The organism is Cellulomonas jepli (assembly GCF_047229345.1).
In the GTDB taxonomy this organism is placed as follows: Bacteria; Actinomycetota; Actinomycetes; order Actinomycetales; family Cellulomonadaceae; genus Cellulomonas_A.
On the sequence record NZ_JBFTER010000001.1, the window covers coordinates 69701 to 91190 of the forward strand.

Consider the following 21490-nt stretch of genomic DNA (forward strand, 5'->3'; position numbering starts at 1 on the left):
ACCCCTGGGCGGCCGCGGCCGGACGGGGTTGACTGGCCGGATGACACCGAACCGGTCGATGCCCGCGTCCGCAGTCGTGCCCGTGCTCCCGTACCCCGACGTGCCGGCGGCGGTCGCCTGGCTCGTCGCGGCGTTCGGGTTCGTCGAGCGCCTCCGGATCGGGGGCGGGCACCGCGTCCAGCTCCGCTGCGGCGAGGGCGACGTCGTCGCGAGCGCGGGCGGCGAGCGCCGGACGCCCGGGCCCGGCGAGGTCGTCGAGTCGGTCATGGTGCGGGTCGAGGACGTCGACGCGCACTGCGCACGCGCGCGGGCACACGGCGCGCAGGTGCTCGCGGAGCCGACCGACCACCCGTACGGCGAGCGGCAGTACGAGGTCGCCGACCTCGCCGGGCACCGGTGGACGTTCACGCAGACGACGGCCGACGTCGCACCGGAGGACTGGGGCGGGGTGCTGGTCGATCCCGAGGCCTGACCCGGGCCGGCCGCGGCGCCGCGGGCGGGAGCGTCGTGGTCGGAGCCGGTGGTGGTCGCTCCCCGGCGGCGGGCCTCAGCGGAGCCAGCGGCGCAGGCGCTTGCGGCTCGCCTTGCGCCAGACCGACGGCAGCCGGTCCTCCGCCTCGCGGGCCCGGACCTGCTCGAGGGCGTGGAGCCGCCCGTACTCGAACGCCGTCATCGGGTCCGCCGCGCTCGCGGCGAGGTCGCGCAGGCGCTCGCGGAGGACAACGGAGTCCTGGTGCCGGCCGAGCACCTCCTGCGTGCTCTCCATCGCGGCGGCGAATGCGCGCGCCTCGTCCCCGAACACGGGAGCCGCGAGCTCCGCCGCGTAGCGGGCGCGCTTGGCGGCCTTCCGGGCGTCGTGCAGGGCCTCCTCACGCTCGCCGAGCTCCGTCACGGTCTCCGCCCGCCGCACGAGGCGGCGCACGTCGTCGTACTCCCGAGCCACCCCGCGCCGCACGACCTTCCGGGCGGGGCGGCGCCCGCGCTCCGTCACGGCAGGCGCCGACACGACGCTCTCGAGCGCGTGCAGCAGGCGGCCGTACCGCTCGCCGTCGAGCTCGACGAGCAGGGACTCGCGTGCCGCCTCGTAGGCGTGGTCCCACGGGCGCAGGTCGCGCTCGCGGTCGGTGCCGGCGTCCGCTCCCGGCTGGTGGACGGGCGACCCCTGCAGGGAGCCCAGGACGCGCTCGCGCATGACCTCGGCGTCGCGCACGGCTCCCAGCACGCCCGCCAGCCACTTCAGCTCCGGGACGAGCGGCTGGACCACCTCACGGTCGAACACCTTCCGGTAGGTGACCAGGGCGCTGCGCAGGCGACGGGTCGCGACGCGCATCTTGTGCACGCTCCCGGGGGCGTCGAGCCGGACCAGCAGGTCCTGGGTGCGGAGCTGCTCGACCTGGTCGCTCACGTACGCCAGCGCCACCTCGCTCGTCGCGGCGCGCGCCGGCTTCGACCTCGGCCCAGGCCGACGTGCGCGCCCCCGGTCGTCGCCGGCCCGGCCGCCCAGATCGAGCCCGAGGACGCGGGCCACCTTGGACGTGTGCGGGGAGGGGCGGAGCCCACGGGAGACGAGCTCGGCGGCGGCGGCGTCCACGAGCGTCGTCCCGCCGTCCAGCGCCTCGACCTCGAGCTCGCGCCACGTGACCTCCGGACCGGTGGCGTCGCCCGTGCCGCCGAGGGGGAGCACCCGCCGGGCGCTGACACGGTCGTCGGCCAGCTCGAGCACCGGGCGGTCGGTCGGGTCGAACAGCCGGCGCACGGTCCGCCGCGTCGTGACCTTGGCGACGGGCACCAGGGGCCGGTCGAGCGTCCGGGCCCGGAGCATGCGGCGCAACGGCTCGGGCAGCGGCGAGCCGGCGCGCCCGGGCGGCAGCCGCACCTCCGACCGCGCCGTGTCCGCGTCGGGGACCTTGAGGTGCCAGCCGGAGTCGCCGCCCCCGGCGCGGCGGCGCAGGGTGAGGCCGTGGTGCGCGAGAGCGAGGTCGTCGGTGTCGTAGTACGTCGCGCGCAGGACGTAGGTCTCGCGTTCGCCCTCGACCCACGGGACCGTGGCGTCGGAGGACCGCACCAGCTCGAGGAGGCTCGGGACGTCGAACGCGTCGTCGGCGGCGAGCTTCGCCTCGACCTCACGGTGGATCTCGGTCATCTGCCCAGTCTTACCGCGCCGTCGCGCCCGCGTCGCCCCCACGGACGAGCTCGGGCGGGGCCGCGGTCCCGGGCACGTGCCGCACCGGGCCGCCGGGGGTGCTCGCGCCGAGGCGGCCCCGACCCGTGGCCCGGCCCGGTCAGCACGGTGCGGAGGATCGTCGTGGCGTCGGCGTCGGCGTCGGCGTCGGCGTGGCCGGGCTCCGCGACGACCGCGTGGCTGCGTCCCTCGTGCTGCCGGCGCGCGGAGGATCTCCAGGGCCGCTGACGCCGGGAGGTCGGCGCGCGGGCGAGGACCCGGATCACGAGGTGTCCGCCGTCCCCGGCGCCGCCGAGGCGGTGACCGCCGCCACCGCGGTGTCCACGTCCGGGTAGAGGGTGGGGAGGTCGGCGGTGCCGCGCAGGACGTCGCGGACCTGGCCGACGTCGCGGGCGACGACGAGGGTCGCGCCGACGCGGGCGAGGTCGCGGTCGAGGGTCACGATCATCTCCGCCGCGGCGGAGTCGACGAACGGCACGGTCTCGGCGTCGAGCACGACGGCGTGCGGCCGCTGGGTTGCGACGAGCTCGCGCACGCGGGTGCGCACGTTCTCCGCATTCGCGAAGAACAGGCCGGACTCCGGACGCACCACGAGCACTCCGTCGACGGGTCCCGGTCCGGCCGACGGCGCACGCGGCTCACCCGCACGGGGCGCCGGACCGGACGGAGCGGTGCGCCGGGCGGCGCGCCGCGCCCCGTCCACCCACACCCCGTCGCGGTTGCGCACGAGGACGGCCACGTGCGGTCGGGACGCGCGCGCGAGCAGCAGGAACATCGACAGCACGATCCCGATCACCAGTCCGGGGAGGGTGTCGAGCACGAGGACCCCGGCCATCGCGGCGAGCGCGGCGTAGGCGTCGTAGCGGGCGGCGGGACCGTAGAGGCGGCGCATCCGGGGCGTGGCGAGCCCCCAGAGCCGGCGCAGCGCCCGGACGTCGACGAGCTCGACGACGGCGGCGATGACGACCGCGGCGAGGACCGCCTCGGGCAGCGACTCGAACACCGGGGTGAGGAACAGCAGCGTGACCAGGGTGAGCGCCGCGGCGGTGAGTCCGGAGAGCTGGGAGCGGGCCCCGGCGCCGCCGTTGACCGCGGTCTTGGACAGGCTCCCGTTCACGATCATCCCGGCGGCCAGCCCCGAGCCGAGGTTCGCGGCGCCCATGCCGAGGAGCTCCCGGTCGGGGTCGATGTCGTAGCCGGCCCGCGCGGCGTAGGTCTTGGCGGCGCCGAGCGCCTCGGCGAAGCCGACGAGCATGACGCCGGCTGCCGGTCCCACGAGGTCGGTCCAGGTGGTCCGGTCGACCGCGGGGACGCCGAGCGCGGGCAGTCCCGCCTCGATCGGCCCGACGACGTCGACGCCGTTCTCGTCGAGCCGCAGGAGCAGGACGGCGGCCACCCCCAGGCCGACCACGAGCAGGGACCCGGGCACCGCGGGTGCGAACCGCTTGACCAGGAGGACGACGGCGAGCGCGGTGAGGCCGAGCGCGGCGGTGAGCCAGTGGACGTCGCCCAGCTCGGAGACCACCGCGGCGGCCTTCTCGAAGAAGTTGCCGGCGCCCTTTTCCACCCCGAGCAGCGCCGGCACCTGGCCGACGATGATGATCAGCGCGAGTCCGACGATGAACCCCTTGAGCACCGGCTCGGAGATGAACGACGCGAGGAACCCGAGCCGGGCGAGACCAGCGAGCACACACAGCACGCCCGTGACGAGTGCGACGGCCGAGGTGAGCAGGACGAACGCCGCGGCGTCGCCCCGGGCGAACACGGCCACGACGCTCGCCGAGAGCGCGGCGGTGGCGGACATCGGCCCGACCACGAGGTGCCGGGAGCTGCCGAGCGCCGCGTAGAGGACCAGTGCGGGCACTGCCGCGTACAGCCCCACGACCGGCGGCACCCCGGCGATGGTGGCGTAGGCCAGCGACTCCGGCACGAGGACGGCCCACACGGTGAGCCCCGCGAGGACGTCCGTGCGCAGCCACGAGCGCCGGTATCCCTGCAGGCTGGGGAACAGCACCCGCGTCGCCGGCCGCGGGCGGGCGCCGGACCCGTCCGGAGCCGAGGTCATCGCGGGGGGTCGGTCGTCACAGGGCACTCACCCCGTCCCCGACCAGCTTCGCGCCGATCACCAGCATCAGGACGGCCACGATGACCGCGTTGTTGTGCACCATCCACACCCGGACCTCCTCGAGCAGGTGGGCGGCGCGCGGGCCCGTCGCCAGGTAGACGACGACCGGGGCCGCCACGCCCAGGGTCGCCACCACGGTGAACACCGCCAGCGCGGCGAGCTGGGTGCCGCGGTCCGAGGTCGCTCCGGCGATCGCCGCCGCACCGGAGACCAGCAGCAGGAGGTTCTTCGGGTTCACGACGCTCAGCAGCAGCCCCAACCCGGCGGCCTTGACCGGGGTGAAGGCGTCGATCGCCGCCATCCACGCCGGCGCCGGTGATTCGACGCCTGGTCGGGGTCGGCCCCGGAACTGCCGGACGGCCACGAGCACCGCGCCCAGGCCCAGCACGATCTTGACCCACGACAACCACACCGGGGTGGGACCCGCGTCCCCGGACGCCGCGCCCACCACGAGCAGCACGACCGCGCCCGCCACGAAGAGGCCCACGAGCCACGCCAGCACGAACGCCACGCTGTTCGTCCGGGCGCGTGGCGTCACCAGCATCAGGACGACCGCCACGATCGGCATCGGCGACAGGAGGATGCCGACGGCCACGGGCAGCGACTGCCCGATCGCCGGCCCCATCAGCCTGCCACCCGCACGACCGCTCGCTGGATGCTCATCACACAGCCCCCCGCCTGGACCCGGAGCCCGGGTCGTGGACCGCACGGCTGCGGCTCCGCGACGTTACGAGGCGCCCGAGGCGTGTCGCCTCACCCGGTCCGGGGGAGGAGCCCCGACCTGCGGTGCGGTGAGCCGGTGTGCGAGGCCGTCGAGGATCAGGTCGAGCCCGATGTCGAACTCGTCGGCGTAGGCGTAGCCGGGCCGCAGGGCGTGCTGGACCATGAGCTCGGTCAGGTGCGGGTACTCCCCGGCCGGCATCGCGGCCTGGAGGCCTGCTGCGACGTCCTCGAGCTCAGCGCTGGTCTGGAACGGCAGGGTCGTCTCCTGCAGCACGAAGCCGTAGACGTAGCTGTCGAGCAGCGAGATGGCGTGCGCTGCCTCGGCCACGGAGAACCCGGCGCCGCGCAGGCAGCCGAGGACGGCGTCGTGGTGCCGCAGCGTCGAGTGCCCGGGGTTCCGCCGGGACTCCATCAGCCCGAGCGCCCAGGAGTGGCGCCGGATCGCGGCACGCGCCGAGGACGCCCGGCGGTGCATCGCCGACCGCCACTCCTCGCCAGCGGAGGGGAGGTCGATCTCGGCGAAGACGTGGTCGACCAGCGCGTCGAGGATCACGTCCTTGTTCGCGACGTGGTGGTACAGCGACATCGCCTCGACGCCGAGGTGCTCGGCCACCCGGCGCATCGTGACCGCGGTGACACCTCCGGCGTCGGCCACCTGCACCGCGGCCTCGATGACCCGGGCGCGGCTCAGCGCAGGGCGGCGGGGCGAAGCTGACGGCACGGCGGGCCCTCCAGACGGTTGACGCCCTTACGAGTGTAAGTCTAACGTCGAGACACCAGCCTTACACTCGTAAGCCCGGGGAACGAGGAGACCGAGATGAGTCAGCCCCACGATCCTGCAAGCCCCGCACCGGCCCGGAGGGTCTGCGTCGTCGGTGCCTCCGGCAAGCTGGGGCGGTACATGGTCCGCCACGCGCTCGACCGCGGCTACGACGTCGTCGCGGTCTGCCGCGAGCAGAGCGTGCCCAAGCTCGACGACGTCGCCGGCCGCATCACCGTCGTCCCGGGTGCGACCGACGACCGTGACGTCATCGCGCGCGCTGTCGACGGCTGCGACGGCGTGCTCACGGTCCTGGTCCCGTGGGGGCTCACGGGCTACTCGACGGGCACCGCGCAGGCCGTGCTCGACCACGCGGCTCCGGGCGCCCGGCTCGTCTTCTCCTGCGGCTGGCACATCTCCGCCGACGGCCGGGACCGCTACTCGCTGCGGCTGCGCGCCACCGTGCGGGTCTTCGGGCCGGTGGCCCGGCTGCTCCGCGTCGCCGACCTGGACGACCAGGTCGAGGCGTGCCGGCGCATCTTCGCGAGCGCGACCCGCTGGACCGTCGTGCGCGGCAGCGACCTCGAGGAGGGCGAGAGCCAGGGGCTGCCGATCTGGCGCCGCCACGTCGGCGACCCCGCGCTGGCCAGCAACATGACCCGCCGGGTCGACTTCGCGAGGTTCATGGTCGACGCGCTGACCGACGACACCCTCGTCGGGGTCGCGCCGGCGATCGTGGGCCGCGCCACGCCGTCCGCGCAGCGAGCGCTCGCGGCAGCCGGACCGGTCGGCTCCGCTCCGGTGCCGTGACGCGGAGCTGCCCGCGCGCTCCGGGGCCCCTCCTCCCGAGTCCGACGGCGGACGTCCCGCGGAGGCAGTGACGCCGGCGGGGCGGTGGCCACGAGCGCGGTGTTCACCCGTCGGGTGTGAGGCGCCGCGGCGGCGGCGTCCCTACCGTGCGGGAGATCGATCGAACTCGGCGCTCGAGGCACGTCCTCCCACGGGCGACGGCCCGCCGGGCTCGCCGCAGGGACCAGGACCGGACGGAGGGCCGTGACCCGAGGAGACCGCGTCGGTCCAGGGCCCGACGCAGGAACGCCGCGCGAGGGCTCGGGGAGCCGCCGCCTGATGCTCCTGCTCGCAGCGGCGATGTTCGTGCTGGTGGTCGACACGTCGTTGATGAACGTGTCGATCTCCGCCGTCGTCACCGACCTCGGCACCACGGCGAGCGGCGTGCAGTCCGCGATCGCGCTCGAAGCGCTCGTCTCGGCTGCGTTCATCCTCATCAACAGCAAGGTCGGGGACCTGATCGGGCGCAAGCGCGCGTACGTCCTGGGCCTGCTCGCCTATGCCGTCGGGGCCCTGGCCATGACGCTCGCGCAGAGCCTCACGGCGATCGTCGTCTTCTGGGCGGTCATCGGGGGGCTCGGGGCCTCTCTGCTGCTGCCCGCGATGCAGTCGCTGATCCACGGGAACTTCTCCGGTGCCGCGCAGAAGCAGGCCTACGCGCTCGTCGGAGCCGCTGCGGCCATCGCCGCCGCGATCGGCCCGCTGCTCGGCGGCTTCGTCACGACGTTCCTGTCGTGGCGCGTCGGCTTCGCGCTGGAGGCGGTCATCATCGCCGTGGTCCTGAGCCAGATCCGGCTGGTCCGGGATGTCCCCTACACCGGCTCGAGGCGGGTCGACGTCGGCGGCGCCGTCCTCTCCGTCCTCGGCATGGGCGGCGTCGTGCTCGGGATCCTGGTCTGGCAGGAGGGCGGGGAGTACGTCGGCCTGCTCATGGTGGTCGGCGCCGTCGCCCTCGCGACGCTCGCCCGGTGGCTCGTCCGGCGCAAGCGTGCGGGGCGGGTGACGCTGCTCGACCCGGAGCTGTTCCGCCACCCGAACTTCACCGCAGGAGTGTCCGGGCAGATGCTGCAGCAGGTCACGCTGGGTGGGGCGATGATCGCGCTGCCGCTGTTCCTCCAGATGACGCTCGAGTACAACGCGCTGGAGGCCGGCCTCGCGCTCGCCCCGCTCTCCCTGACCATGTTCGGCACGGCGCTGGTGGCCGGCAGACGAGCCGGCGACCGGCGGCCCGCGGCGGTGATCCGGACAGGGTTCCTGCTGACGAGCGTCGGGGTCGTCGCCATGATGCCGCTCGTCCCGCGGGTGGACAGCGGCTGGTACCTCGCGCTCCCGCTCGCAGTCGTGGGCTGCGGTCTCGGGCTGCTGGTCTCGCAGCTGAACAACTACACGCTTGCCCCGGTCGAGGAGGAGCGCGTCAGCGAGGCCGCCGGCGTCAACTCCGCAGCCGGGTCCTTCGGTCTCTCCTTCGGGCTGGCGATGGCGGGCGGGATCATGCTGGCGGCGCTGTCGCTGAACTTCTCGCAGCTCAGCGAGAGCAGCGAGGTCATCCCCGTCGCCGAGCAGCAGCAGATCGCCGCCGTGCTCGAGGAGGACGCGCAGGTGATGAGCAACACGCAGCTCGAGCAGCAGCTCACCGGGCAGCCCGCGGACGTCGAGGCCGAGGTCCTGGCCATCAACGCGCAGGCGCGGGACCGCTCGCTGCAGGTGGCGCTGCTGGTGCCGCTCCTGGCGGGGCTGCTCGGGCTCGCTAACTCCTTCCGGATGCTGCGGCTGCCCGACCTGAGAGCGTCCGCCCCGCTCGACGGGATGGGGCTCGGCTGACGACGGGGCAGCGGGCGCCGTGACCGGTGGGACGTCGGTCCGACGGCGGCGCTCAGCCGTCGACGAAGACCGCCGTGAGGCGCGGGCAGCGCAGCCCGCGCAGCGCCTGCGCCACCTCGTCCCTGTCGGCCACGGTGCCGGCGACGGCTCCCGCCCGGGCGCGGGCCTCGTCGACGAGCTGCCCGTACGTCTCGGTGCTCATGGGCGGCACCGTGGGGTGCTCAGGCCCGATCAGGGCCCCGGGACGGCTCGTCGGCGTCAGCACCCAGGGGTGGCACGTAGCGCGCCGCCGCGTCGGGGCCGGGGTAGCCCTCGACCACCCAGCACGCGCCCTTGGGGGTCGAGGCGAGTCCGTCGCCAGGCCCGGCGTCGTCGATGCGGACCGAACCCGAGGCGAGCCACGCCGCGGACAGGTCGGCAAGGGTCTCTCCGTGCGTGCACAGCGCAGCACCGACCGCAGCCCGGGACCGCAGGAGCACGAGCAGCTCGTCGACGGGCGCGCCGACCGCGAGCGCCTGGATCGTCTCGATGGGGATCGACGTGCGCCCGGCAGCCGGGGTGAGCGTCTGGACGCAGCGCAGCGCCGGGCTGCTGAGCAGGCGCGTGACGCCGAGGGCGGCGAGCGTGTCGGCGACGTGGGCGGCACTCACCTGGCCGCGCTGGGTGAGCGGGCGTGCGACGTCAGGTCCGGTCCAGCGGTGCTTGTCACCCGCGTGCGCGTGCCGCACCAGAACGAACATCGGTCCTCCTCGGGCGAGGGGCGCAGGCGACGGCCCGCTGCCCGACCTCGGTACTCGCGTCGTGTCACCAGTTCACACCGTGAACCGGGCCGCACGGTGCACGACGCCCGCGAGGTCGCGCAGCGTTCGGCACACGTTCATGTGCCTCGCGCCTCAACGACCCAGGCGCGTCCCTGCCGTCGCCGTCGGCGTCCTCCCGCGGCCGGCCCGTCAGGTCGGGACCGCGGGACGAGAGCTCAGGGCGTCGGGAACGGTCGCGCGCCCTCGTCGGCCGCGCCGGGCACGACCTGGGCGGGGCCGATGATCAGCGGGTCCGGTGTGCCGACGACGGCGTGGTCCGTGCCGTCGTCGTCGAACTGGGCGAGCACGGGGCGGACGGCCTCGATCCGGGCGCGCTTCTCGTCGGGTCCAGCAGTTCGGTGACTACGGACCGTCGTCGAGCTCAGCGATCTTTCGGCCGACGGCCAGAGCCACCTTCTCCAGGTCGTGTCGCGCGAGGCGGTGCGACGCCGAGGCGTGCGCAGTCGCGCGCACGCCATGTGCTTCGGCGACGGGATCGGCGGTCAGCAGCAGGAGCGTCCCGCCCGTGGCCATCGGGACGAGGTGCACGGCGACTCGGAAGTCGAGTCCCTCCCATCGCGCGGACCCGTCGGCGGCCTCACCGGGGGCGACCACGTCGAGCGAGACGTCGGTGTGCTCGAGGTGCCAGACCTCGCCCTGGTCACCCTCGACGACGCTCGTCAGAACGCGCCAGACGACGGAGGTCGATGCGGGAAGCTCGACGCTGGCGGCCGTCTGCTTCGGGATCACCGGATCGCCCCCATGCCTCGACACGCGTCCTCGTCATCATCGGGGAGTCCAGGCGGTTCGTCCACTCTCCGACGTGGCGGCTGCAACCCGTCACCTGCGTGCGGCGCTCAGCTCGTCGAGCGCGCATCGCGTCCCCCGCTGCCGCCGCCCGAGGCTCGGCGCGCCAGATCGTCGCCCGAAGGCAGCACGGCTGGGCCATTCGAGTGAGGAGGTCCACAGGGTCCGACCTGCGCAGACGCAGTGCCCCGAGTGGGATTCGAACCCACACTGGATCGGGTTTGAGCCGAACGCCTCTGCCGATTGGGCTATCGGGGCCGCGCAGCAGGGTACCGCGACCCGCCCGGGCCGACGTGCGCCCGTCGTGCCCGAACCTGGGGTTCCGGCATTAGGCTGTGCGCCGTGAGCACCAAGGACGCGAAGCCGAGCATGCCCTCCACCGACGAGTCGGCCACCGCTCTCGACCTGACCGCCACGGGGGAGCCGACGTCGGCCCCCGAGCCGCAGGACGAGGCGCCGGCGCGTCCGGCACGCCGTGCGGTCGTCGCGGAGGACGAGGCGCTGATCCGCATGGACGTCGTCGAGACGCTGCGCGAGGCGGGCTTCGACGTCGTGGGCGAGGCCGGCGACGGCGAGCGTGCGGTCGAGCTCGCGACCGAGCTCAAGCCGGACGTCGTCGTCATGGACGTGAAGATGCCGGTGCTCGACGGGATCTCCGCCGCGGAGCGGATCGGCAAGGCGCACCTCGCGCCGGTCGTGCTGCTCACCGCGTTCTCCCAGACCGAGCTCGTGGAGCGGGCGCGCGACGCCGGGGCGATGGCCTACGTCGTCAAGCCGTTCTCGCCCGCGGACCTGCTCCCGGCCGTCGAGATCGCCATCTCCCGGTACGCGCAGATCACGGCGCTCGAGTCCGAGGTCGCGGACCTCGCCGAGCGGTTCGAGACGCGCAAGCGCGTGGACCGGGCGAAGGGCCTGCTCATGACGAAGATGGGCCTCACGGAGCCCGAGTCGTTCCGCTGGATCCAGAAGACGTCGATGGACCGTCGCCTCACGATGCGCGAGGTCGCCGACGCGGTCATCGAGCAGGTCGGCGGCGGCAGCGACTGACCCGAACAGGTGAAGGGCCCGGACCGGTCGACCGGTTCCGGGCCTTTCTCACGTGTGCGCTCTTGGTTACAACTCGGCAACAAGATGAGCCGAGACGGTACAAGTCACATCGCGGACACAAAGGATGGGTACCTTTCCCGCACAGTTCGACCCTCGGCACTCGTGCCGAGAGGACCGTGACCGAAGGGGTACCTCGTATGACTCGATCGACCGGGCTCCGCGCCTTTGCTGTTGCCGGCGCGCTCGCCCTCGCTCTGACCGCCTGCTCCTCCGACTCGGGAACGTCGGAGGAGCCGTCGGAGACGAGCGCCGCCGGCAGCACCGACGCGCTCGTGATCGGCACCCTGCTCCCGCAGACCGGCTCGCTCGCGTTCCTCGGCCCGCCCGAGATCGCCGGCGTGAACCTCGCCGTCGAGGAGATCAACGAGGCCGGCGGTGTCCTGGGCAACGACGTGACCGTCGAGCACGCGGACTCCTCCGACGCCGACCACGCCGAGGTCGCCACGCAGTCCGTGACGGACCTCCTCGGCAAGGGCGTGCAGGTCATCATCGGTGCCGCGTCGTCGTCGGTCACGCGCAACGTTGTGGACGACATCACGAACGCCGAGGTCGTGCAGATCTCCCCGGCGAACACCGCGACCGACCTCTCGGGCCGCGACCCGTTCTACTTCCGCACGGCGCCCTCGGACCTGCTCCAGGGTGCGGCGCTCGGCAACCTGATCCTCGGCGACGGCTACACCAACGTCGCGGCGCTCGTCTTCAACGAGGACTACGGCACGTCGCTGCGCGACGTCCTGAAGTCCACGATCGAGGACGCGGGCGGCACGCTCACCTACGGCAACCCCGGTGAGGAGTTCGACCCGACCGAGCAGAACTACGCCACGATCGTGAGCAACGCGCTCGCGACGAACCCGGACGCCCTCGCGGTGATCGCGTTCGAGCAGACCAAGCTCATCGTCCCCGAGCTCAAGGCGCAGGGCTTCGACACCTCGAAGCTGTACTTCGTCGACGGCAACCTGTCGGACTACTCGGCGGACCTCGAGCCGGGCACGCTGACCGGTGCGCAGGGCACGCTCCCCGGCGCGTTCCCGGACGAGGAGTTCCAGGGCCGCCTCAAGGAGATCGACCCCGAGCTCAAGGACTTCTCGTACGCGGCGGAGTCCTACGACGCGACGATCCTGTCGGCCCTCGCGGCCGTCAAGGGCGGCGGCACGGACGGCAAGACCATCCAGGCCAACCTCGCGGCGGTCTCCGGCGCGAACGGTGGCACCGAGGTCTCCACGTTCGCCGAGGGCATCGAGGCGCTCGAGGCGGGCGACGAGATCACGTACAAGGCGGTCTCCGGTGCCGGCTCGTTCAACGACGACAACGACCCGTCGTCGGCGTTCATCGGGATCTACAAGTACGGCGAGGACAACAAGTACACGTGGATCAAGGCGGAGTTCGGCGAGCTCTGACCTGACCCCCGGGTGACGTCCGCGAGGACGTCACCCGCGGCTCCGCACCGCACGACGACGGCCCGGTGGGTGACATCCCACCGGGCCGTCGTCGTGCCTGCGCCGTCCCGCTCGCTGCGTGGGCCGACGACGCGCGGCGCTCGTCGACCCGGGCCCGTCACGGCTCAGGTCGGGGCTCGGGCAGCCGCGCCGCCGGCGCCCAGCGGGACCGACGCGCCCGCATCGGGCACGGCAGCCCGGCGCGGCACCCGTGTCGCGGGCTCGCCACGGCAACACTGTGGGGGCACACCGGTCCTGGTCGGCAGCGACAGCCCTGCAGGGTGCGCACCCGACGCAGGTGTCGCTACGCCGCACTCGGGCCGCCACCCGACCCGGGGGCGCGACGGCCACGCCGACGGGGCCGCGTGCGACGGGCGTCATGCACCGGCGCCCGCGCCCCGGGACTTCGCCCCGCCCGCCGGGCAGCACGAAGGGCCGGGGTCCTCGACCCCGGCCCTTCGTCGCGTCCTGCGCCCGGCGTCAGAGCGTCGGGTCACCGCCGAGCGGCTTGGCCGTCGAGACGGCCGGGCCGTCCGCGGTGTGGCTCGCGGCGCTCTCGACGTCGGTCGCGAGCGTCCCGAGGTACAGCTCGATGACCTTCGGGTCGTTCATGAGCTGGCGACCCGGGCCCGAGTACGCGTTGCGGCCCTGGTCGAGCACGTACGCGCGGTCGCAGATCTGCAGCGCGCGGCGGGCGTTCTGCTCGACGATCACGACCGACACGCCGGCCTTGTTGATGCGCCGCGTCCGCAGGAACGTCTCGTCCTGGCGCACGGGGGACAGGCCCGCGGACGGCTCGTCGAGCAGCAGCACCGACGGGTTCATCATGAGCGCACGCGCCATCGCGACCATCTGGCGCTCGCCGCCGGAGAGCGACCCGGCGCTCTGCTTGCGCCGCTCGCCGAGCGTCGGGAAGAGGTCGACGATGAAGTCGAACCGCTCGTTGAACGTCTTGGGCGCCTGGAACACGCCCATCTGCAGGTTCTCCTCGATGGACAGCGAGGGGAACACGTTGTTGTTCTGCGGCACGAACCCGACCCCGCGGCGCACGAGGGAGTCGGCGCGGTGGTTGGTGATGTCCTCGCCCTGGAGCGTCACGGTGCCGGAGCGGATCGTGACGAGGCCGAAGAGGGCCTTGAGCAGCGTGGACTTCCCGGCGCCGTTCGGGCCGATGATGCCGACGAGCTCACCGGGGTGGCACACGAGGTTGCACCCGTTGAGGATGTCGACGCCCGGCAGGTACCCGGCGATCAGGTCCGTGGCGGCCAGCAGCGGCTCGCCCGCGGGCGCCCCGCGGTGCAGGTCGTCTCTCGTCGCGCTCGGCTGGGCGGTCATCGCTGCTCCTTCTCGACGAGGGCCTCGGCCTCGAGCTGCTCGGCGACGTCGTCGGTGAGCAGGCTGTCGTCCCCGAGGTCGGTGTCGTGGTGTGCTCCCAGGTACGCGTCGACGACGGCCTGGTTGTGCATGACGGTCTCGGGCGGGCCCTCCGCGACGATGCGTCCCTCCGCCATGACGACGACCCAGTCGGAGATGTGACGCACCATGTGCATGTCGTGCTCGACGAAGAGCACGGTCGTGCCCTCGTCGCGGAGCGTCTCGATGTGGCCGAGCAGCGACTGCGTGAGCGCCGGGTTCACCCCGGCCATCGGCTCGTCGAGCATGACCATCGTCGGCTTCGTCATGAGCGCCCGCGCCATCTCGAGGAGCTTGCGCTGACCACCGGACAGCGAGCCCGCGAAGTCGTCCTTCTTCTCGAGCAGCTTGAAGCGCGCGAGCAGGTCCTCGGCCTGCGCGGTGATCTCGGCCTCGCGGCTGCGCCACAGCGGCGGCACGAGCGCGGTGAGGAGGTTCTCCCCGGGCTGGTCCGTCGCACCGAGCCGCATGTTCTCGATCACGGTCATGCGTGACAGCGCCTTGGTCAGCTGGAAGGTGCGCACCATGCCGGCACGCGCGACCTTGCCGGCGGGGACCCGTCCGAGGGAGCGGCCCTCGAAGCTCCACGTGCCGGTGTTCGGCCGGTCGAAGCCCGTGAGCAGGTTGAACAGGGTCGTCTTGCCGGCGCCGTTGGGTCCGATGAGGGCCGTGATGGCCCCGCGCTGGACCTCGAGGTGGTCGACGTCGACGGCGGTCATGCCACCGAACGTCCGCGTCACGCTCTCCGCGACGAGGATCGCGTCGGGCTTCGGCGCGCCGGGGGCGTGCGGGACGTCGGCGAGGTCGCGGGCGACCTGCGCCTTGCGGCTCGTGGCGACCCCGGTCGTCGCCGTGGGTGTGGGGGTCTCAGCGGACATCGATCGCCAGCTCCTTGCGGTCTCCGAGGATGCCTTGTGGTCGGAAGATCACGAGCAGCATGAGCGTGAGCCCGACGAGGACCCACCCCAGCATCTCGATCTGCTCCGAACGCATGACGGTCGTGGGGACGACGTCGCGCAGCACCGTCTTGATGAGCATGAGGGTGGTCCAGAGGAGGATCGACCCGAGGACCGGGCCGAACACCGTCGCGGCGCCGCCCAGCAGCAGGATCGTCCAGATGTAGAACGTCATCGGGCGGCCCATGGAGTCCGGTTGGACCGCTCGTGGGAGGGCGTAGACGATCCCGGCCACGGCCCCGAACGTCCCGCCGAGGATGAGCGCCTGCATCTTGTACGAGTAGACGTTCTTGCCGAGCGAGCGCACGGCGTCCTCGTCCTCGCGGATGCCCTTGAGCACACGGCCCCAGGGGCTGCGCATCCACAGCCAGATCGTCAGGCACGCGAGCGCGACGAGCGCCCAGCCGACGATGCGCACCCACCAGCTGTTGGAGAGGTTGTTCGAGTACTCCCACGGCCCGATGCCGAAGTTGCCGTCGGGCAGCGGTGAGAGGTCCTGGAACGGGCCCTTGAAGCTGTCGCCCGCGAGCCCGGCGTTGCCGCCGGTCAGCCAGGTCAGCGAGGTCGAGCGTCCGACGAGGCGGACGATCTCCGCCGCGGCGATCGTGACGATCGACAGGTAGTCGCCGCGGAGCTTGAGCGTCGGGATGCCGAGGACGAGCGCGAACACGACGGCGCAGGCCATCGCGACGAGGACCGCCGCCCACACCGGCCACCCGGCCATCGAGGCGATCGCGAAGCCGTAGGCGCCGATGAGCATGAAGCCGGCCTGGCCGAAGTTCAGGAGCCCGGTCATGCCGAAGTGCACGTTGAGGCCGATGGCGGCGAGCGCGTAGGCGGCCGTGGTCGGGGCGATGATCTCGCCCGCGACGTTCGTCAGGATTCTGGTCCAGTCCATGGGGGAGGCCTCCGTCAGCCGATGCGCTCAGCCCGGCCCAGGATGCCCTGGGGTCGGATGAGAAGGACGAGGATGAGGATCACGAGCGCCCCGGCGTAGCGCATGTCCGACGGGATCACGAGCGTCGACAGCTCGACGACGAGCCCGATGACGATCGACCCCACGAGGGCGCCGAACGCGGTGCCGAGCCCGCCGAGCGTCACGGCGGCGAACATGAGCAGCAGGATCGCGCCGCCCATGTTCCACGCGGTCGCGTTGAAGTAGAGGCCGAGGAGCACGCCGCCGAGGGCGGCGAGGCCGGTGCTGAGCGTCCAGACGATGCGCACGATGCGCTCGACGGAGATGCCCGACGCGGCCGCGAGCGCGGGGTTGTCCGAGACCGCGCGGGTCGCTCGTCCGGTCCGGGTCGCCAGCAGGAAGTACCCGACGGCCGCGATCGCGACGAGCGCGATGAGCGCCGAGTAGATCGACTGCTGGTTGAGCAGGACGGGGCCGATCCGCACGGGGATCGGGTTCTCCCGCACGATGCGCAGCGGACCGCCGCCCACGAAGTACTGGAACGTGTACTGCAGGACCATCGACAGGCCGATCGTGACGATCATCTGCTGCGTGGCGCCGAGGCGGCGCTTGCGGAGCTTGTGCCAGATGCCGGCGTCCTGCGCCCAGCCGGACGCCGCGCCGACGACGACGGCGAAGATCCCGGCGACCACGAGCGGCTGGCCGAGGACCTGCACGCCGAAGTACGCCAGCAGGGCGCCGAGCGTGACCTGCTCGCCGTGCGCGAAGTTGCTCAGGCCCGTCGTGCCGTAGATGAGCGACAGGCCGACCGACGCGAGCGCGAGGAGCAGCCCGAAGACCAGCCCGCTCACGGTCTGCTGGAGCACGCGCTGCGCGGTGATGCCGCCCGACGTGCCGCTCGACGGCGCGTTCGTGCCCGGTGCCGCGCTCGCGCCCGGCTCGGGCGTCGCGCCGGACCCGCCACCGGCCGCGGGGGCGCCGAGCGGGAAGAGGGCCCCGGCCGACGAGCCCAGCCGCACCGCGACGGTGCGCGGGTTGGCGGCGGGGTCACGCAGGGTCTCGCCTGCGGGGAGCGTCTCCTCGTCGAGGGTGACGACGTAGTCGCCCGCGGTGGTCACGGCAGCGGACCAGCGGCCGTCGGCCGCGGTCTCCGCCTCGACGGTCCCGCCGGGGCCGTCGACGGTGAGCTGGACGCCCACGGCCGGTTCGCCCGCCGCGGTGCGGATCGTGCCGCCCACGCACGCGGTCGACGCGTCGGTGACGCACTGCGCCGCGGTGGCGGCGGTGGCCGCGCCCGACGACGTGAGCACTGCTGTGGTGGTCAGGAGCAAGGTGAGCACCGCGAGCGCGAGGTTGCGGCGCGCGCGGTGCTGGGAACGGCCCGTGGTCGCGACTCGGCGCACCTGGGACCTCCATCCGTGGTGTTCTGGCATCAGGGTGGGGCGTGCTTCTCTCCCGGCGACGTTGCCGGGGTGGCGCGGTCCTCCAAGTGGGCAGGACCTTAGGTGGGGTTTGTGTCCGCCATGTGACACGACGCGCGGTGGTGCGAGCGCCATTCGACCATCTTTCCCCATCCGGTGTGACCTTTCGGACGTTCGCGCAGACGTCATCCGGTCGGGCGTCCAACCGGACTAGGCAGACGGGGCAGGCTTTGCCATGATCGAGGGGCATCGTCGCCCTGGTCGCCGGACCCCCCACCCGCGACCCGCCAGCACCGTGAGGAGGCCGACGTCCGTGCGCCCTGGTGTCCAGGTCCGTCCCGCCGAGCCGGGCGACCTCCCCGAGATCGTGGACCTGTGCCTCGTGGCGCGCGCGGAGTCGACCGTGGGCGCGCAGCTGTGCAGCAACGATCGCGAGCGGCTCCGCCAGCAGATCGGCACGCTGCTCGCGACGCCGGGCGGGCAGGTCCTGGTCGGGACGCTCGACGGCCGCACGAGCGGCCTGCTGCTCGGGCGTCTCGTCGGGCCGAGCCCGTTCACCGACGAGGCGAGCCTGACGCTCGAGGCGCTCTACGTGGCACCCGACGCGCGGCGCCGGGGCCTGGGGCACGCGCTGCTGTCCGGCGCGCTCGAGCTCGCGGCGGAGGCCGGCGCGAGCGAGGTGTACGCGGCCCCGCTGCCGGGGGCGCGGGGGATGCTCCGGTTCTTCGCCCGGCTGGGCTTCGCCCCCGCGGCGGCGTACCGGGTGGTGAGCACGAGCTCGTTGCAGCGCCGGCTCGCGGGGGACTCCGCGGGCGCGCCGGTCGTCCGCCGGGGGGCTGCGCGCGGGCTCGAGGACCTCATCGCGCGGCGCCGACAGGTCCGGGCCGCCGCCCGGTCCGAGACGGCCGAGGTGCGCTTCGTGCCACCGGCCGCCAGCGCCGATCAGCCGCGGCGGTCCGCGATGAGCATGCAGGTCAGCCGCGCGGTGCAGACGCGTCGCGACTCCGGGTCCTCGACGACGACCTCGTAGGTCGCGAGGGTCGACCCGAGGTGCACCGCGGTCGCGGTGCCCGTCACGAGCCCGCTGCGCGCCGAGCGGTGGTGCGTCGCGCTGAGCTCGATCCCGACCGCGATCCGGCCCTCGCCCGCGTGCGCGTTCGCCGCGACCGACCCGAGCGTCTCGGCGAGCACGGCCGAAGCCCCGCCGTGCAGGAGCCCCTGTGGCTGGGTGTTGCCCTCGACCGGCATCGTGCCGACGACGCGGTCCGGGCCGACCTCCTGGATCACGATGCCCATGCGCTCGATGAGGGTCCCGGGGTAGGTCGAGGGGTGCTGCGGCTCGCGGCCAGCGTCAGTCATGCCCGATAGGTTGGCACCCGTGACCGACGCATCGCCAGCCGGCGCCCCCGCCGCGACCGCCCTCCCGTTCGTCCCCGCGCCGGGCGCCCCGCGCCTGCTGCTCATCGACGGGCACTCCATGGCGTTCCGCGCCTTCTTCGCCCTGCCGGCGGAGAACTTCTCGACCACGAGCGGCCAGACCACGAACGCGGTCTACGGCTTCACGTCGATGCTCGCCAAGATCCTCGCGGACGAGGCGCCGACGCACCTCGCGGTCGCGTTCGACGTGGGCCGCACGACGTTCCGCACCGAGCAGTACCCGGCGTACAAGGGCACGCGCGACGAGACGCCGCAGCCCTTCCAGGGCCAGGTGCCGCTGATCAAGGAGATCCTCGCGACGATGCGGGTCCCCGTGATCGAGAAGGAGAACTACGAGGCCGACGACGTGCTGGCGACCCTCGCGACCCAGGCTCGCGCGGCCGGCATCGAGGTCCTGCTCTGCTCGGGCGACCGCGACTCGTTCCAGCTCGTCAACGACGCGGTGACGGTGCTCTACCCGATCCGCGGTGTGTCCGAGCTCACGCGCATGACACCCGAGGCGGTCCTCGCGAAGTACGGCGTCGGGCCCGAGCGGTACTCCGACCTCGCCGCGCTCGTGGGCGAGACCAGCGACAACCTCCCGGGCGTGCCTGGTGTCGGCCCCAAGACGGCCGCGAAGTGGATCGCGGCGTACGGCGGGCTCGACGGGATCATCGCCTCGGTCGACCAGATCGGCGGCAAGGCGGGGGAGAGCCTGCGCGCGCACCTCGACCAGGTGATCGTGAACCGCCGGCTCAACCACCTGCTCACGGACCTCGAGCTCCCGCTGCAGCCCGAGGACCTCGGGGTGCAGCCGTGGGACCGCGAGGCGATGCACCGCGTGTTCGACTCGCTGCAGTTCACGGCGCTGCGCGAGCGGCTGTTCGCCTCGCTGCCCGAGGCGGCGCCGGCGGTCGAGCCGGGGGACGCGGTGCCCCTCGACCGGCTCGAGCCCGGCGGCCTCGCCGCGTGGCTCGCGGAGCGGGCGGGCCGGACGCTCGGCCTCGACGTGCGGGGGAGCGCCCGACCCTCGGGCGGGGACGCGTGGGGCGTCGCGATCGCCGACGCGGGGTCGTCGGCGATCGCGCTCGACCTCGCGTCGCTGGACCCGGCGGACGAGGCGACGCTCGCGGCGTGGCTCGCGGAGCCGAACGCGGAGAAGGCCGTGCACGCCGCGAAGAACGCGTGGCACGCGCTCGTCGGCCGCGGGTTCGACCTCGCGGGCGTCGTGTTCGACACCGAGCTCGCGGCGTACCTGTGCCACCCCGACCAGCGTGCCTACGACCTCCCGTCGCTCGTCGTGCGCTACCTGCACCGCGAGCTGTCCGCCGCCGAGTCGCCGGACTCCGGGACGCAGGGTGCGTTCGACCTCGAGCTCGACGGCTCCGACGAGAACCAGAGGTCGGCGGGGCAGGCGGCCGCCGTCGTGGAGCTCGCCGAGGTGCTGCAGGGCGAGCTGGCCGACCGGGGTGCGGCCGCGCTGCTCGCCGAGCTCGAGCTGCCTCTCGAGGACGTGCTCGTGCGCATGGAGCGCCGCGGCATCGCGGCCGACACCGGCTACCTCTCCGGGCTCGAGGCGGAGTTCGACGCCGCGGTCAAGGACGCGGCGGCCGAGGCGTACGCGGTGATCGACCGCGAGGTCAACCTGGGCTCCCCGAAGCAGCTCCAGGAGGTGCTCTTCGACCAGCTCCAGATGCCGAAGACCAAGAAGAACAAGACCGGCTGGACCACGGACGCCGCAGCGCTCCAGGACCTGTTCGAGCGCACGCAGCACCCGTTCCTCGAGCACCTGCTCGCGCACCGGGACGCGATCCGCCTGCGCCAGACCGTCGAGGGGCTGCTCCGCTCGGTGGCGGACGACGGGCGCATCCACACGACGTTCCAGCAGACGATCGCGGCGACCGGGCGCCTGTCCTCGACCGACCCGAACCTGCAGAACATCCCGATCCGCACCGAGGCCGGGCGCCAGATCCGGCGCGCGTTCGTCGTCGGGCCGGGCTACGACACGCTGCTCACGGCGGACTACTCGCAGATCGAGATGCGCATCATGGCGCACCTGTCCGGCGACGAGGGCCTCATCGAGGCGTTCCGCTCGGGCGAGGACCTGCACTCCTACGTGGGCTCGCGGGTGTTCTCCGTGCCGACGGACGAGGTCACGCCCGCGATGCGCTCGAAGATCAAGGCGATGAGCTACGGGCTCGCGTACGGGCTGTCGTCGTTCGGGCTGTCCAAGCAGCTGAACATCGAGGTCGGCGAGGCCGCGAAGCTCATGGAGGACTACTTCTCCCGGTTCGGCGGCGTGCGCGAGTACCTGACCGGCGTCGTCGACGTGGCCCGCGCGACGGGGTACACGGCGACGATCATGGGAAGGCGGCGCTACCTCCCGGACCTCACGAGCGACAACCGGCAGCGCCGCGAGATGGCCGAGCGGATGGCGCTCAACGCCCCGATCCAGGGCAGCGCGGCGGACCTGATCAAGGTGGCGATGCTCGGTGTCGAGCGCGAGCTCACGGCGCGCGGCCTCGGCTCGCGGCTGCTGCTGCAGGTGCACGACGAGCTCGTGCTCGAGCTGGCGCCGGGGGAGCGCGAGGAGGTCGAGGCCCTCGTCCGCGCGCAGATGGGCTCGGCGGCCGAGCTGTCGGTGCCGCTCGACGTCTCGGTCGGGGTAGGGACGAGCTGGCACGAGGCGGGTCACTGAGGCACGCGCACGACCGCTGGCCCCGCGGCGCGTCGCCTCCCCGGCCGGGGGAGCGGCGCG

The 21490-nt window shown here is 73.3% G+C and carries 20 protein-coding genes and 1 tRNA gene; 7 read left to right on the forward strand and 14 right to left on the reverse strand.

What is annotated here, in order from left to right; genetic code table 11:
* Positions 1-40 precede the first annotated feature (40 nt).
* Complete coding sequence (locus AB6N24_RS00305) at positions 41-472, forward strand: VOC family protein (protein WP_412867471.1); 432 nt, start codon at positions 41-43, stop codon at positions 470-472.
* A gap of 75 nt (positions 473-547) precedes the next feature.
* Here the strand turns inward: AB6N24_RS00305 and AB6N24_RS00310 are convergent, their stop codons facing one another.
* From AB6N24_RS00310 to AB6N24_RS00325, 4 genes are all read right to left on the reverse strand, one after another.
* Positions 548-2143 (reverse strand): CYTH and CHAD domain-containing protein, encoded by a 1596-nt coding sequence (locus tag AB6N24_RS00310; protein WP_412867472.1) that lies wholly within the window; start codon positions 2141-2143, stop codon positions 548-550.
* A 301-nt stretch (positions 2144-2444) separates the two neighbouring features.
* A complete protein-coding gene (locus tag AB6N24_RS00315; RefSeq protein WP_412867473.1) occupies positions 2445-4247 on the reverse strand; it encodes a SulP family inorganic anion transporter in 1803 nt (600 codons plus the stop codon).
* Between the two features lie 16 nt (positions 4248-4263).
* Positions 4264-4932 carry a GAP family protein gene (locus AB6N24_RS00320; protein ID WP_412867474.1) on the reverse strand — a complete coding sequence of 223 codons (669 nt, stop codon included), beginning with the start codon at positions 4930-4932 and terminating at the stop codon, positions 4264-4266.
* 102 nt (positions 4933-5034) lie between these two features.
* Positions 5035-5751, reverse strand: coding sequence for a TetR/AcrR family transcriptional regulator (locus AB6N24_RS00325; protein ID WP_412867475.1), 717 nt, complete (start codon positions 5749-5751; stop codon positions 5035-5037).
* A 96-nt stretch (positions 5752-5847) separates the two neighbouring features.
* Between AB6N24_RS00325 and AB6N24_RS00330 the strand changes: the two genes are divergently transcribed.
* Together AB6N24_RS00330 and AB6N24_RS00335 are read left to right on the forward strand one after the other, a co-directional pair.
* Positions 5848-6600, forward strand: a complete 753-nt coding sequence (locus AB6N24_RS00330) for an NAD(P)-dependent oxidoreductase (protein ID WP_412867476.1) — start codon at positions 5848-5850, stop codon at positions 6598-6600.
* Between the two features lie 318 nt (positions 6601-6918).
* Positions 6919-8460, forward strand: coding sequence for an MFS transporter (locus AB6N24_RS00335; protein ID WP_412867477.1), 1542 nt, complete (start codon positions 6919-6921; stop codon positions 8458-8460).
* 52 nt (positions 8461-8512) lie between these two features.
* Here AB6N24_RS00335 and AB6N24_RS00340 read toward each other — a convergent pair whose 3' ends face one another.
* From AB6N24_RS00340 to AB6N24_RS00360, 5 genes are all read right to left on the reverse strand, one after another.
* Positions 8513-8662, reverse strand: a complete 150-nt coding sequence (locus AB6N24_RS00340) for a hypothetical protein (RefSeq protein ID WP_412867478.1) — start codon at positions 8660-8662, stop codon at positions 8513-8515.
* A gap of 19 nt (positions 8663-8681) precedes the next feature.
* Positions 8682-9200 carry a SixA phosphatase family protein gene (locus AB6N24_RS00345; RefSeq protein ID WP_412867479.1) on the reverse strand — a complete coding sequence of 173 codons (519 nt, stop codon included), beginning with the start codon at positions 9198-9200 and terminating at the stop codon, positions 8682-8684.
* A 236-nt stretch (positions 9201-9436) separates the two neighbouring features.
* Positions 9437-9568: a hypothetical protein gene (locus AB6N24_RS00350; RefSeq protein ID WP_412867480.1), complete on the reverse strand. Its 132-nt coding sequence runs from the start codon at positions 9566-9568 to the stop codon at positions 9437-9439.
* 55 nt (positions 9569-9623) lie between these two features.
* Positions 9624-10010, reverse strand: a complete 387-nt coding sequence (locus tag AB6N24_RS00355) for a hypothetical protein (RefSeq protein WP_412867481.1) — start codon at positions 10008-10010, stop codon at positions 9624-9626.
* Positions 10011-10251: 241 nt separating this feature from the next.
* Positions 10252-10325, reverse strand: a tRNA-Leu gene (locus AB6N24_RS00360).
* A gap of 111 nt (positions 10326-10436) precedes the next feature.
* Between AB6N24_RS00360 and AB6N24_RS00365 the strand changes: the two genes are divergently transcribed.
* Both AB6N24_RS00365 and AB6N24_RS00370 read left to right on the forward strand, forming a co-directional pair.
* A complete protein-coding gene (locus AB6N24_RS00365; protein WP_412867529.1) occupies positions 10437-11114 on the forward strand; it encodes an ANTAR domain-containing response regulator in 678 nt (225 codons plus the stop codon).
* Between the two features lie 197 nt (positions 11115-11311).
* Complete coding sequence (locus AB6N24_RS00370; protein ID WP_412867482.1) at positions 11312-12571, forward strand: ABC transporter substrate-binding protein; 1260 nt, start codon at positions 11312-11314, stop codon at positions 12569-12571.
* Positions 12572-13090: 519 nt separating this feature from the next.
* On the opposite strand, the gene AB6N24_RS00375 is transcribed toward AB6N24_RS00370, so the two are convergent.
* Genes AB6N24_RS00375 through AB6N24_RS00390 form a run of 4 tightly spaced genes read right to left on the reverse strand, consistent with a single transcriptional unit; the run spans position 13091 to position 17298 of the window.
* Positions 13091-13945, reverse strand: coding sequence for an ABC transporter ATP-binding protein (locus AB6N24_RS00375; RefSeq protein ID WP_412867483.1), 855 nt, complete (start codon positions 13943-13945; stop codon positions 13091-13093).
* Positions 13942-14901 (reverse strand): ABC transporter ATP-binding protein, encoded by a 960-nt coding sequence (locus AB6N24_RS00380; RefSeq protein ID WP_412867484.1) that lies wholly within the window; start codon positions 14899-14901, stop codon positions 13942-13944. The genes AB6N24_RS00375 and AB6N24_RS00380 overlap by 4 nt, the downstream gene beginning before the upstream one ends.
* Positions 14891-15877, reverse strand: coding sequence for a branched-chain amino acid ABC transporter permease (locus AB6N24_RS00385; RefSeq protein WP_412867485.1), 987 nt, complete (start codon positions 15875-15877; stop codon positions 14891-14893). Before AB6N24_RS00385 ends, AB6N24_RS00380 begins: the two co-directional genes overlap by 11 nt.
* A gap of 14 nt (positions 15878-15891) precedes the next feature.
* On the reverse strand, positions 15892-17298 hold the full coding sequence (locus tag AB6N24_RS00390; protein ID WP_412867486.1) for a branched-chain amino acid ABC transporter permease: 1407 nt from the start codon (positions 17296-17298) through the stop codon (positions 15892-15894).
* 331 nt (positions 17299-17629) lie between these two features.
* On the opposite strand from AB6N24_RS00390, the gene AB6N24_RS00395 reads away from it, so the two are divergent.
* Positions 17630-18346, forward strand: coding sequence for a GNAT family N-acetyltransferase (locus AB6N24_RS00395; protein WP_412867487.1), 717 nt, complete (start codon positions 17630-17632; stop codon positions 18344-18346).
* Here AB6N24_RS00395 and AB6N24_RS00400 read toward each other — a convergent pair.
* Positions 18259-18675, reverse strand: coding sequence for a PaaI family thioesterase (locus AB6N24_RS00400; protein WP_412867488.1), 417 nt, complete (start codon positions 18673-18675; stop codon positions 18259-18261). The two genes, AB6N24_RS00395 and AB6N24_RS00400, sit on opposite strands and share 88 nt — an antisense overlap.
* On the opposite strand from AB6N24_RS00400, the gene polA reads away from it, so the two are divergent.
* Entirely contained in the window at positions 18674-21430 is a 2757-nt protein-coding gene (polA, locus tag AB6N24_RS00405) for a DNA polymerase I (protein WP_412867489.1), read from the forward strand. The genes AB6N24_RS00400 and polA overlap by 2 nt on opposite strands.
* The last annotated feature ends 60 nt before the right edge of the window (positions 21431-21490 follow it).